At 66.2% G+C, this 12,117-nt stretch carries 9 protein-coding genes and 2 tRNA genes; 9 read left to right on the top strand and 2 right to left on the bottom strand.

The features are described 5' to 3' along the window. Positions 1-89: 89 nt before the first annotated feature. The gene (locus QK287_RS13210) at positions 90-881 is read left to right on the top strand and encodes an MBL fold metallo-hydrolase (protein WP_282360375.1); all 792 of its coding nucleotides are present in this window, start codon (positions 90-92) and stop codon (positions 879-881) included. A 126-nt stretch (positions 882-1,007) separates the two neighbouring features. Then, positions 1,008-1,784, top strand: coding sequence for a fumarylacetoacetate hydrolase family protein (locus tag QK287_RS13205; RefSeq protein WP_226776212.1), 777 nt, complete (start codon positions 1,008-1,010; stop codon positions 1,782-1,784). Positions 1,785-1,806: 22 nt separating this feature from the next. On the opposite strand, the gene QK287_RS13200 is transcribed toward QK287_RS13205, so the two are convergent. Beyond that, positions 1,807-2,586 (bottom strand): SDR family NAD(P)-dependent oxidoreductase, encoded by a 780-nt coding sequence (locus QK287_RS13200; RefSeq protein WP_226776241.1) that lies wholly within the window; start codon positions 2,584-2,586, stop codon positions 1,807-1,809. Between the two features lie 84 nt (positions 2,587-2,670). Between QK287_RS13200 and QK287_RS13195 the strand changes: the two genes are divergently transcribed. From QK287_RS13195 to QK287_RS13175, 5 genes are all read left to right on the top strand, one after another. Continuing rightward, positions 2,671-3,273 carry a TetR/AcrR family transcriptional regulator gene (locus QK287_RS13195; RefSeq protein ID WP_282360374.1) on the top strand — a complete coding sequence of 201 codons (603 nt, stop codon included), beginning with the start codon at positions 2,671-2,673 and terminating at the stop codon, positions 3,271-3,273. A gap of 79 nt (positions 3,274-3,352) precedes the next feature. Then, complete coding sequence (gene gltX, locus QK287_RS13190) at positions 3,353-4,885, top strand: glutamate--tRNA ligase (RefSeq protein ID WP_282360373.1); 1,533 nt, start codon at positions 3,353-3,355, stop codon at positions 4,883-4,885. A 2-nt stretch (positions 4,886-4,887) separates the two neighbouring features. Next, positions 4,888-5,634, top strand: coding sequence for an HAD family hydrolase (locus QK287_RS13185; RefSeq protein WP_282360372.1), 747 nt, complete (start codon positions 4,888-4,890; stop codon positions 5,632-5,634). A 131-nt stretch (positions 5,635-5,765) separates the two neighbouring features. Then, positions 5,766-5,837: transfer RNA gene (locus QK287_RS13180), tRNA-Gln, on the top strand. A gap of 131 nt (positions 5,838-5,968) precedes the next feature. Continuing rightward, positions 5,969-6,041: transfer RNA gene (locus tag QK287_RS13175), tRNA-Glu, on the top strand. An 894-nt stretch (positions 6,042-6,935) separates the two neighbouring features. Here QK287_RS13175 and QK287_RS13170 read toward each other — a convergent pair. Next, on the bottom strand, positions 6,936-8,246 hold the full coding sequence (locus QK287_RS13170; RefSeq protein WP_282360371.1) for a hypothetical protein: 1,311 nt from the start codon (positions 8,244-8,246) through the stop codon (positions 6,936-6,938). Positions 8,247-8,735: 489 nt separating this feature from the next. On the opposite strand from QK287_RS13170, the gene QK287_RS13165 reads away from it, so the two are divergent. Next, the gene (locus QK287_RS13165) at positions 8,736-10,481 is read left to right on the top strand and encodes a dynamin family protein (protein ID WP_282360370.1); all 1,746 of its coding nucleotides are present in this window, start codon (positions 8,736-8,738) and stop codon (positions 10,479-10,481) included. After that, positions 10,478-12,094, top strand: a complete 1,617-nt coding sequence (locus QK287_RS13160; RefSeq protein WP_282360369.1) for a GTPase — start codon at positions 10,478-10,480, stop codon at positions 12,092-12,094. The genes QK287_RS13165 and QK287_RS13160 overlap by 4 nt, the downstream gene beginning before the upstream one ends. Positions 12,095-12,117: the final 23 nt, after the last annotated feature.

Raw genomic sequence — 12,117 nt, 5'->3', positions numbered from 1 at the left:
TGCGGGCCGCCGTCGGCGTTCACGGGCAGGCACGGCTGCGCCTCTGGCTGGGACTCGTAAGCGGCACGGTTCGGTGGCAAGATGGTGCGGTGATCCCGGACAACCCGCGCGCCATCGTGCGCAGCTCAGAGCTGACCCGCTTCAGGCTGGCCCCCAACCCGGGGCCGATGAGCCTGCACGGGACCAACTCCTACGTGATCGCCGGCCCCGGAGCGGCCGGCACTGTGGTGGTGGACCCCGGCCCGCTGGATGAGCCGCACCTGCAGGACCTGGCCCGGGCCGGCGCCGTCGAACTTATCCTGATTACGCACCGGCACGCGGACCACACGGCAGCCGCCGGCCGGTTCGCGGAACTGACCGGAGCCCCGGTGCGTGCCATGGATCCGGCCCACTGCCACGGTGCAAGCCCGCTGGTCGACGGCGAAGTTATCCACGCCGCCGGGGCGGAGGTCAGGGTGCTGGCGACGCCGGGCCACACCTCGGACTCGGTCTGTTTCCATTTGCCGCACGACGGCGCCCGGGGCTCGGTCCTCACCGGCGACACGATCCTGGGCCTCGGAACCACGGTCCTGGACTACCCTGACGGCACCTTGGGGGACTACCTGGCGTCACTGGACCGGCTCGAACGCCTGGGCCCGGCGACCGTCCTGCCGGCCCACGGACCCACGCTGCCTGCCCTGGACACGATCGTCCGCGCCTACCGGGACCACCGCGAAGACCGTCTCGGGCAAATCCGTTCGGCCCTCGAGAACCTGGGCCCGCACGCCGGCGTGGGCGAGGTGGCAGACGCCGTGTACGCCGACGTCGATCCCGCCGTGCGGTCCGCCGCGGAACTCTCCGTGGCGGCCCAACTCCACTACCTGCGCAGCTCACCCAACTAGCTCGCAGCTAAGGTCGTTTTCAGTCCTCAAAACGACCCCTGCTGCGAGTCAGTTGGGAGATGGCACGTGCGGCACCGTGACGAAGGGCGCGCGACCCGGCCTGCCGGAGACGGTACGCTTGGAGCCATGCGTATCGCCCGGTTTGTAGTCGATTCTGATCCCCTCTACGGCATTGTTGAAGGTGAGCCCGGCAGTGAGGAAGTCACTGTTATTAACGGCGACCCGTTCTTCAACGGCGTGGAACGAACCGCCGTCCGGCATAAACTGGAGGATGTGCGCCTGCTGGCCCCGATCATCCCGCGCAGCAAGGTCATCGGCGTCGGCCGCAACTACGCCGAGCACGCCAAGGAACTTGGCAACGAGGTCCCTGAGCAGCCGCTGCTCTTCCTGAAGCCCAACACATCCGTCGTCGGGCCCAATGACCCGATCGTGCTGCCGGAGTTCTCCGAAGAAGTCTCCTTTGAGGCCGAGCTCTGCGTTGTGATCGGCCGGATCTGCAAGGACGTCCCGGAGGAACGCGTCGACGACGTGATCTTCGGCTACACCTGCGGCAACGACCTCACCGCCCGCGACGTCCAAAAGACGGACCTGCAGTGGGCCCGGGCCAAGGGCTTCGACACGTCCGCACCGCTGGGGCCGTGGATCGAGACCGAGCTGAACACCGAGGACCTGCAGATCCAGGGCCGCCTCAACGGCGAGTTGCGCCAGGACGGCAGCACCAGTCAGATGATCCGCGGAGTCCGCGAACTCGTCTCCATCGTCTCGCAGGCCTTCACCCTGCTGCCGGGCGACGTTATTATGACCGGCACCCCTGCAGGCGTCGGGCTCGTGGAGGCAGGCGACCGTTTCGAGGTAGAGATCGAGGGCATCGGCCGCCTCTCCAACCCTGTGGTCCGCCGCTAGCCGGAGCTGAAACGCCGCGCTCCTAGACGGCGGACCAGCCGCCGTCGGAGGCCAGGACGGCGCCGTTGAGGTTGGTGCCGTCCTCGCTCAGCAGAAAGGTGATGGATGCGGCCAGCTGGGCTGCGGTGGCGGGCGCGGGAATGTTCGCACCCATCAGCGGCCCGAGGCGCTCGGCGGCCAGCTGGGAACCCCAGATGGCTTCTATGTTGGTGAGGGTGGCGCCGGGCGCGACGGCGTTGAAGCGCAGTCCCTTTGGCCCGTACATCACGGCGGAGTTCTTCGTCAGGCCAATAACGGCGTGTTTGGACGCGGTGTAGGCGGCTCCGGCGGCGGAGCCGCGCAGGCCGGCCTCGGAGGCGACGTTGACCACGGAACCGGAGCCTGCTTCCAGCATCAGGGGCAGTACGGCCCGGGTCAGGCGCATGGTGGCGGTGACGTTGATGCGGAAGACGCGCTCCCAGATGACGTCGTCCACCTCGTGGATCGGGGCGAAGTTGTCCATGATGCCCGCGACGTTGGCCAGGGCATCCACCCGGCCGCCCGCGGCAGCGACGACGGCGGCCACGGCTTCGTTCGTCGAGATGTCACCGGCCACCGGGACCAGGTCCAGGCCCGGGTTCCCGGCCACCAGGGCATCCAGGCGCTCGGTGCTGATATCCGCAGCGACAACCCTGCCGCCCTCCCTGCCGATGCGCAGGGCGGTCGCCTGGCCGATCCCGGATCCTGCCCCGGTAACGATCACCGTCTTGCCCTCGAAGCGGCCTGCCGTGATGGTTTCCTGCCATGATGCGTCGTTGCTCATGCTGTCCTCCCGGACGTCGATGGATCGCAATACCACCCACTTTATGACACGCTGTGTCATTATAAAAGGGTGAATACTGGTGTGATGTCCGGGGAAAAAACGCAGCCTGCCGTGCCGCGTTCCAGCGGGCGTCCCGTGCGGATCGACCCGGAGGCTGTCGCGGCGATCGCCCTGCGGCTGTTCGCCGGGCGGGGCTATGAGCGCACTTCCATGGAGGACATCGCCCGCGAGGCGGGAGTGGGCCGGAAGAGCCTGTACCGGTACTTTTCCTCCAAGGCCGATCTCATTTGGGGCGGAATGGAGCCGGTGGTCGAGGCGTCGGGACGGGTACTGGAACGGGCCGGGGCACTGTCCCCGTCCGACGGCGACATCCTGGCCGGGCTGCGGGCGGCCGCGGTCGCCGGGGTGGCGGTGATTCCGGATCTCTCCGTCTCGCGCGGGCGCCTGCGCCTGATCGCCGAGCACACCGAACTGGCAAGCCGGAGCTATGACTGCCTGAAACCCCAACGCGAGCGGGCACGGCTCTACCTCGTCGCCCGCGGCGTCCGCGCGGACACGGCGAACTATCTGAGCGCCGCCTACCTTGGTGCGACCTTTGAAGCGTGGATGCAGTGGGCGGCAGGAACTGACCCCGATCCCGTCCCGTATCTGCTCTCCGCCCTGGACGTACTGCGCTTGCCTGCCTAAGAATCACACCCGGTGGAGCCGGCAGCACCAGCGTTGGGTTGGTACCGAGCCAATCTCAACCAGTAATGTTGATAACACTATGATTACTCCCTCCGCGCCTGACGCCGTCTCCAGCTCCGCCCCCAGCGTGACCAGCGAAGTCACCGCAGACACTCCGGTCCGTGTCCGGTTCTGCCCGTCGCCCACCGGTACCCCGCACGTGGGCCTGATCCGCACCGCCCTCTTCAACTGGGCCCACGCCCGGCACACCAAGGGCACCTTCGTGTTCCGCATCGAGGACACGGACGCGGCGCGCGACTCCGAGGAGAGCTACCAGCAGCTGCTCGAGGCCCTCAAATGGCTCGGCATCACCTGGGAGGAGGGCGTGGAAGTCGGCGGACCGCACGAGCCGTACCGCCAGTCCCAGCGACTTGAGCTGTACAAGGACGTCGTTGCCAAGCTCGTCGAGGCCGGCTACGCCTATGAGTGCTACTCCTCACCGGACGAAGTCGAGGCCCGCCACCGCGCCGCCGGCCGCGACCCCAAGCTTGGCTACGACAACTTCGACCGCGAACTCTCCGCGGAGCAGCTGGCCGCGTTCAAGGCTGCGGGCCGCCAGCCCGTGCTCCGCGTCCGGATGCCGGACGAGGACGTCACCTTCACCGACATGGTCCGCGGCGAGATCACCTTCAAGGCCGGCAGCATCCCGGATTACGTGATCGTCCGCGCCGACGGCTCACCGCTGTACACCCTGGTCAACCCTGTCGACGACGCGCTGATGGGCATCACCCACGTGCTCCGCGGCGAGGACCTGCTTTCGTCCACACCCCGCCAGGTGGTGCTGATCCGCGCGCTGATGGACATCGGCGTCGCCAGCTACCTGCCGGTCTTCGGCCACCTGCCCTACGTGATGGGCGAGGGCAACAAGAAGCTCTCCAAGCGTGATCCGCAGTCCAACCTGTTCCTGCTCCGGGACCGCGGCTTTATCCCCGAGGGCCTGCTCAACTACCTCTCCCTGCTCGGCTGGAGCCTCTCCGCCGATGAGGACATCTTCACCGTGGAGCAGCTGATCGAGCACTTCGACGTCAACGACGTCCTGGCCAACCCGGCCCGTTTTGACATCAAAAAGGCCGAGGCCATCAACGGCACGCACATCCGAATGCTCGACGCCGAGGACTTCCGCTCCCGGCTCGTCCCGTACCTGCGCACGGCCGGGTTCGTCGGCGAGACCCTCACCGCGCGCCAGGGGGAGATCCTCGCCGAGGCGGCCCCGCTGATCCAGGAGCGCATCTCGCTGCTGGGCGAGGCCCCCGAGATGCTCGCCTTCCTGTTCAAGAACGACGACGCCATCGACGTCGCCGACGACGCCCGCAAGGGACTGCCGGAGAACCTCACCGAGGTGCTCGACGCCGCCCTGGCCGCCCTGGAACCGCTGGCCGACTGGACCGCCGATTCCATTCAGCCGGCGCTCAAGGAAGCCCTGGTGGAGGGACTTGGGGTTAAGCCGCGGCTGGCCTTCGGTCCGGTCCGCACGGCCATCTCCGGCCGCCGGATCTCCCCGCCTTTGTTCGAATCCATGGTGATCCTGGGCAAGGACTCGTCCCTGGCCCGGCTGCGCGCTTTCCGCGGCTGAAAATGAGCTCGCCTGAGGCAATCACCGGCGCCCGGACAGCCGCCCTGGCCGCCGGCCTGGACGGCATCCGCGGCGTACTCTTCGACATCGACGACACCCTCGTTGACCTCGAGTTCGCCATGACGGCAGCCCTTCGCGACGTCAGCGAACATCTGTTGCCCGCACTGGACCAGGCCGGGTGGGAGAAGTTCGGGCGGATTTTCACCCGCGAGACCACGCATTTTTACGACCGGTACCTGGCCGGGGAACTGACGTTCAACGAGCAGCGGCTGCTCCGGGGCCGGGCTGCGCTGGGACATTTCGGCGTGGAGCTGGCGGAGGGGGAGCAAGCCCACCATTGGGTCAGTTCCTACGCCAGCCGGCAGCACGGCTACATCCGCGCCTTCGACGACGTCACCCCGGTCCTGGATGCGCTGGATGCCGCCGGGATTCCGTACGGGGCAGTGAGCAATAACGTCCACGACTACCAGCGGGTCAAGCTGGACGCTGCCGGCCTGGCGCGCATCAGCGTGCTGGTGGGGACGGACACCGTGGGTGCGGCGAAGCCGGATCCGGCGATCTACCTGGAGGGGGTCCGGCGCCTCGGCTCCGGCGCCGGCGAGACGCTGTATGTGGGGGACAACCGCCTCCTCGACGCTGACGGTTCGACGGCGGCCGGCCTCTTGGGCGTCTGGCTGAACCGCGGCGGGGAGCCTGCCCCGGGCTTTGCCGGCCGCGAAATCGGGACCTTGCTGGAGCTGCTCGCGTAGCCGGCTCCCGCTAATTGCGGGAGCCGGACGGCCCGATTTGTACAGACGGAAAGTCTCGGGTAAAGTAATTACTCGTGCTGAGGCGCCGGGAGCGCGGGTTTTGACCCAAGGATCCGGCCCGAAAGTTCCATTGGGATATGGTGTAATTGGCAACACTACGGTTTCTGGTACCGTCATTCTAGGTTCGAGTCCTGGTATCCCAGCTCTGAAAAATCCTCGGAAATCCGCGGATTATCAGGGGTTTTGAACCGGTACGGCCGGTTTGAAACACTTGCTGAGTGTATGAAATAATTGCTTAGCGCGAACGGCAGCAATGCCGTTCTGGAGAGTACGCGGCCCCATCGTATAGCGGCCTAGTACGCTGCCCTCTCACGGCGGTAACGCGGGTTCGAATCCCGCTGGGGTCACAGATAGAACGGTCCCGGGCAACAGCCCGGGGCCGTTTTTCGTTGTCCGGGGCCCCAGCATCCGGGTAGCAAGGTCGGATGACTTGCACACGCCATGGCACGCCTACTTATATTTTGCAGGCTGTGGGTCCAGTTGTTGTGGGAGCTATGAGCCCACGTACTCTGACCGATGGTGGGCCCTCCGGGGGCCAGGCTGCATTGTTCGGACGATGCTCGTTCCAGACATTGACAACAGGGCAGACTTCCTTCCAAGGCGCGTATGATCCTGTCCGCTCTCATGCGCCGGCGTCCACGGGATGGCCGTGCGTAACCTAAGATTGAATGTTGCCGACGAGCCCGAGCTTGGTCGGTCTGTTCTCAATGCATGCGTTCCAGGAGCGCAGGTCAATCGTGTGTTGAGCAGTCTTGCTCACTTTGATGTTCTGTCATGTCAGGCGATCCCCTCAAGAGCTGGCTCCGTACGTCGAGCCGATATCGGGGAGAAGCCACTTCTGTCGGTGACGGCGGGGAGGTGGGTGAGGATGCCGCCTCAAAATCGCGATGTAGGTGCCAACTTCTGGCCTCGGCTATAAACAACGGCATCGCCCGGTGGCCGATCCGTGATCAATGGTCCAACGCGCGACCCGCAACCGTTGGCATGGCGTCAAAGCAGCGCCACTGTGGGGCGTTGAAGATATCGCGGTCGCCTCCCCATTTTCTATGGGACCCCGGCCCTCACGCTGTCGCACATTTGGCGCTGACTCGCGACGATTGGTCCGCTTCGCTTCGTAGCGTCCAGAGGGCAATGGCCAGTGTTGCGGCTCACCATCAAGAGCCGTCGCCACGGACAGTGTTTGGTCGCTGGTAGTCGGTCGGACGCGTGGGAAGCCCTTCCGGACCTACTTAGCTGGGTTCTCAGGCATCAGGGACTAGCCTGAGGAATCGTTCAATCGTCTGGCCGATGACGACGTCTGGTTTGATCTCCTCAATGAGCGCCCAATCAAAATCTGGACGCCAGACATGGTGAAATTCCTTGAAGAACTGCTTACCCCACCAAGCGAGTTGCCCCGGTAAGTCTCCACCTCCGAAGAATGAATTTCCGAAAACCAGCACTTTGAGCCGGCTGGGCGCAGAATCATTGGTCCATGAGAAACGACGCCCGATAAATCCGGTCGGCGGGAAGTACCGTTCCGTCACGGCAAGCTCGCGGTTGAAGTCCTCGAACTGCCCCGGGCTAGGATCCAATTTCTTCGAATATAGAGGCAGACCATAGAAGCGTTCGCCTAAGTCCCCGGTGCAGTAGCTGATCTCGTCCATGACGATGGCCTCCAGGAGGGGAACTACTGTGGGGTCAACAACGAGAGTCAATGAGGTGAACATCGCCTTCGCACCCGCCGCCGAGAAGTGCGTGTCGGTCGCCAGGAACGGGTCGTCTTTGTCTGACCACGACTCAAACGGCTCCACACCGCTGACATACCAGCTTTGGCCGTTTAGATGCTTCTCCAACTGGCCGTATAGGGGAGTTGGCCCGTCGACTTTCACCGGTGAACTTTCTCGCATCGCCGTCAACTTCTCCGGGATGACGGTTTGTACGAATCTGACTCCATGCGTCCGACAACCCTCTTCCCGGGTGGCAAATACGTCAAGCCACCTCGCCAGAGTGCCTTCCAGGCCCCCGTGACCGTAGTCGTAGTCGGAACCGTATTGAGCGAGCAGTGAGTTGCTGCCGTCCACAAGAAACAGATGCCCGTTTCTGCCGATCAGTGCCGACCCGTCCTCCGAACGCACGCCGACTGGGATCAGCATTGGCGACATTTGTCCGGCTGCGACGCCGTTTTGTACGGCCTCGACGTCAGCTCTGACTCGAGCGTCAACTCGAGGTAAGACAGGATAATCTGGGGACTCTGCCAGTAAGCCTTCAATGGCTGCATTAAGGAGCACCTTGCGGCCATTGACAGTTAGCTTCAATTTCAAGGACGAATCGCCATGTACAGCCCTGACTTCTCCGCGCCCGGATACGAAATCCAGCGCACTGATCGGCTCCGTACAATGGATCGTGAATAGTTCGCTCCCTGGCACAACCCGTTCTAGGTCTTCGCGGCTGCCAGTCGGCTTGGCCGAACCGATTCTGCTGCCATTCAGGTAAGCAACGACGGTGGACGCATGTAGGGCCCAACCGCTGATCGTCCCGTCGCTAAAGTTGAAAACCTCGGTGTATCCATTCACGCTTGCAGCTTAACCCGAAAACATGCCGGTTTTCTGACGGCCGCTACCTGGGGACAAAGTTCCGTCCGTGCCACTCGTGCTCCGACTCGGACGGTCGAGGCGTTCCACCACGAAGGTGACTTCGTTTCAACGCGGCGGTCGGCGCTCCCTTCCCCTGTATTGTCACGGATACGGCGTGACGCTGCCTTAGTTCCCAAAGTAAGTTGGCAATTGTCTGGTGTCAGCCAGATCTCGCGTGCTGTCTCAGCCATGGAGATACAAATACTTACGCCGATCCGACGCCTGCTCGCGGGTTCTATGCCCTCCTTGGCATTCGAGAACCATGATCGGTTGCAAGACAGAGCGCAGGCAAGGTCCTGTCAATGCAGAGTGGTTGGGAGCAATCGGGCCGCCCGGGGCGTCCTTGAACGAAAGTGTGGCCTTATGGTCACATGAAACCAGGTCAGGAACGCCGAGGCCGGGACGCGCCTGAACTGGCATGATGAAACCGTGAGCTCCGACAATACCTCCGGCCCGGCCATTGAACTGCTGGAAGCCGTCCGTCGCGGCCTGGCCGCGACGGAGCTGCCGCTGGCCCTGCCCGGCGCCGATGACGCCCGGCGTGACATCCGCAACGCCCTCGCCCAGCTCGAGGACTACATCCTGCCGCGCTACCGCAGCCTGGACGCGCCGCTCCTCGCCGTCGTCGGCGGGTCTACCGGTGCCGGGAAATCGACGCTCGTCAACGGGCTCGTGGGCCATGCCGTCACCCGCGCCGGGGCCATCCGGCCCACCACCCGCCAGCCCATCCTGCTGCACCACCCCGGGGACGGGCGCTGGTTCGAGGACCAGCGGGTGCTGCCGAGCCTGAGCCGGATCCGCGGCACGCTCAACCCTGCGCCGCTGCCCGCCACTCAGGCCGGTCCCACCCCGGACGCCGCAACGGTCAGCTCCCTCGTCCTGCTCGCCGACACGGCGGTGCCGCAGGGAATCGCGCTGCTGGACGCGCCCGACGTCGACTCGATTTCCGCTGAGAACCGCAAGCTGGCCAGCCAGTTGCTGGCGGCCGCCGACCTGTGGGTCTTTGTCACCACCGCCAACCGCTATGCCGACGCCGTCCCGTGGCGCCTGCTGCTGGACGCGGCCTCGCGGGACATTATGGTGGCAGTGGTCCTGGACCGGGTCCCGGCCCCCGCCGAAGCCGAGGTCAGCGCGGACCTGCAGTCCATGCTCAGCCGGGAAGGCCTCGGCGGGGCCCGCCTCTTTGTTGTACCCGAAGCGGAACTGGACCGGATGGGGATGCTTCCGGCCGCCGCCGTCGAGCCATTGCGGCGCTGGCTGCAGGAAATCGCCGCGGACGCCGCCGGGCGCGCCGGCATCGCCCGGCGGACCCTCAACGGGACTGTCAAGGCCCTGGCGGACCGCGTCGAGGCGGCGGCGCAGGCAGCCGAAGGCCAGGACCATGCCGCTGACGTCCTGGCAGGTGACGCCAGTGACGCCTACCGGGACGCCGTGGCCAGGATCCTGGAGGCCACCCGTGACGGCGCCCTGCTGCGCGGCGAGGTCCTGGCCCGCTGGCAGGACTTTGTCGGCACCGGCGAGTTTTTCCGGGCGATGGAGCAGAACATTGGCCGGTTCCGTGACCGGGCCACCGCGTTCTTCCGGGGCGAACCGGCACCGGCAGTGCGGGTGGAGACGGCGATCGAGACCGGCTTACAGGCCGTTATTATCGATGAGGCCGCCAACGCCGGCGATGACGCGGACGGGCGCTGGCGCTCCGATCCTGCCGGCCGCCAGCTGCTGGGCAGCGATGACCTCTCCGGCACTTCGGATGGCTTCGCCGAAAAGGCTGCTGCCGAAATCCGTGCCTGGCAGGGGAGCCTTATGGAACTGATCCGGACCGAGGGCCAAGGCAAACGCACGCAGGCCCGCTGGTTGTCCTTTGGCATCAACGGGCTCGGCGCCGCCCTCATGATTGTGGTGTTCTCCATGACTGCAGGGCTGACCGGGCTGGAGGTCGGCGTCGCAGGCGGTACTGCCATAGCCGGGCAGCGGCTGCTCGAAGCGGTGTTTGGCGAAGACGCCGTCCGCCGGCTGGCCAAGACGGCCCGGGAGGACCTCCACGCACGCTGCCAGGTCCTGCTCCGGGAAGAACAGCAGCGATTCCTGGACCGGCTTGACCTCTCCGGCGGAATCGATCCCGCGGTGCTCGCCGGCCAGGCCGCGGCGCTCCGCCGGCTGGCGGCCTCCGCATGAGCCGCCACGGCGCGGCCGCCGAGGCCACCCGGCTGGACCGCAGGCTTATGGCATTGAACGAAGCGCGCGAACTGGCAGCCGGGGCACTCCCCGAGGAGGTCCTGGACAGTGTGCTGCAGGTGCTGGAGCGGGCGAGCTCCCGGCGCTCCCTCTCTGTGGAGCACACAGTGGTCGGATTCTTCGGAGCGACAGGCAGCGGTAAGTCCTCCCTTTTCAACGCGGTCAGCGGGGAGGAAATTGCGACGGCAGCCGCCCGGCGGCCTACGACCTCCGAACCGCTCGCCGGCATCTGGGGAGCCGAGGGCAGCGAAGAGCTCTTGGACTGGCTGGAGGTCCGGAATCGGCACCACGCCAGCCCGGTCCCCGGTTTCGCCGACGAGGGCACGGGCCTGATCCTGCTGGACCTTCCGGACTTCGACTCCACCCGCGCTGCCAACCGTCAGATCGTGGAGCGGATGGTGGGACTCGTCGACGTCCTCGTTTGGGTGCTCGATCCGCAAAAGTACGCGGACGCCGCGGTGCATAACGACTTCCTCAGCCCCTTGGCCTCCCACGGCGCCGTCACCCTCGTGGTGCTCAACCAGATCGACCGGCTCCCGGACCGGGACATTGCCCCGGTGCTGGAATCACTCAAAGGCATCCTGGCGCGGGACGGGCTGGGGAAGGTGCAGATCCTTGGCGCCTCCGCCGTCGTGGGCACCGGTGTGGACGCAGTCCGGGCCGCCATTCGGCAGGTGGCCACGCAGCGGCAGGCCCAGTCGCAGCGCCTCGCCGCGGACGTTACGCGGGCAGCAGCGGTGCTTGCCGAAGCATCCGGGCAAGGCGGGGCGGCCGGGGTCAAGGCTGCGTCGACGTCCCGGCTGGCGGCGGAACTGGCAGTTGCCGCTAACGTCCCGGTCGTCGTGGACGCCGTCGTCCGGTCCTACCAGCTGGAGTCGACCCGCCGCACGGGCTGGCCCGTCACCCGCTGGCTGGTCAGGTTCCGGCCCGATCCGCTCAGGCGGCTGAACCTGCGCCGGGAGGGCGCCAGGCCGGATGTGAACCGCACCTCGCTGCCGCCGGCGGGCGCCCCGGAGCGGGCCCGCACTGATGCCGCGGTCCGCGAATTTGCCGATGCAGCATCCGACGGCGCCCCCGGCCCCTGGCGGGCCGTCATCCGCGGCGCGGCCCGTGAGGGCCGGGACCGGCTTCCGGACGCGCTGGACCAGGCCATCGCGGGAACCGAGCTGAAGGCCGGACGCAAGGCCTGGTGGTGGGTGCCGTTTAACATCCTGCAGTGGCTGGCATTGCTGATGGCGCTCGGCGGGTTCGCCTGGCTCGGCGTGCTCGCTGCGCTGGGCTACTTGCAGCTTCCCGTGCCGGCGGTTCCGCTGGTGCAGGGCTGGCCGGTGCCGACCGTGATGATCGCCGGCGGGGCGCTGCTCGGGATTGTCCTGGCCATCCTGGCGAAGTTCATCGCCGGCGCTGCCGCACGGGCGCGGGGCTCAGCGGCGCGGAAACGGCTCGAAGCTGCCGTCGCTGCCGTGGCGGCGGATCTGGTTGTTGAGCCCGTGGAACTTGAGGTTAGCCGACTGGGGTCTTTTAACAAGGCACTGCAGGCCGCGGGGCGCTAACCTAGTTCGATGGTTACGCCACC

It is taken from the genome of Arthrobacter sp. AL05, assembly GCF_029960715.1.
In the GTDB taxonomy this organism is placed as follows: Bacteria; Actinomycetota; Actinomycetes; order Actinomycetales; family Micrococcaceae; genus Arthrobacter.
Note: the sequence above shows the minus strand (reverse complement) of the source record. Positions and strands in the feature narration are given on the sequence as shown.

Bases quoted from the DNA above. Each gene is read 5' to 3' on its own strand.
- QK287_RS13205 (WP_226776212.1), top strand. From the start codon at position 1,008: ATGCGTATCGCCCGGTTTGTAGTCGATTCTGATCCCCTCTACGGCATT.
- QK287_RS13200 (WP_226776241.1), bottom strand. From the start codon at position 2,586: ATGAGCAACGACGCATCATGGCAGGAAACCATCACGGCAGGCCGCTTC.
- QK287_RS13195 (WP_282360374.1), top strand. From the start codon at position 2,671: ATGTCCGGGGAAAAAACGCAGCCTGCCGTGCCGCGTTCCAGCGGGCGT.
- gltX (WP_282360373.1), top strand. From the start codon at position 3,353: ATGATTACTCCCTCCGCGCCTGACGCCGTCTCCAGCTCCGCCCCCAGC.
- QK287_RS13185 (WP_282360372.1), top strand. From the start codon at position 4,888: ATGAGCTCGCCTGAGGCAATCACCGGCGCCCGGACAGCCGCCCTGGCC.
- QK287_RS13160 (WP_282360369.1), top strand. From the start codon at position 10,478: ATGAGCCGCCACGGCGCGGCCGCCGAGGCCACCCGGCTGGACCGCAGG.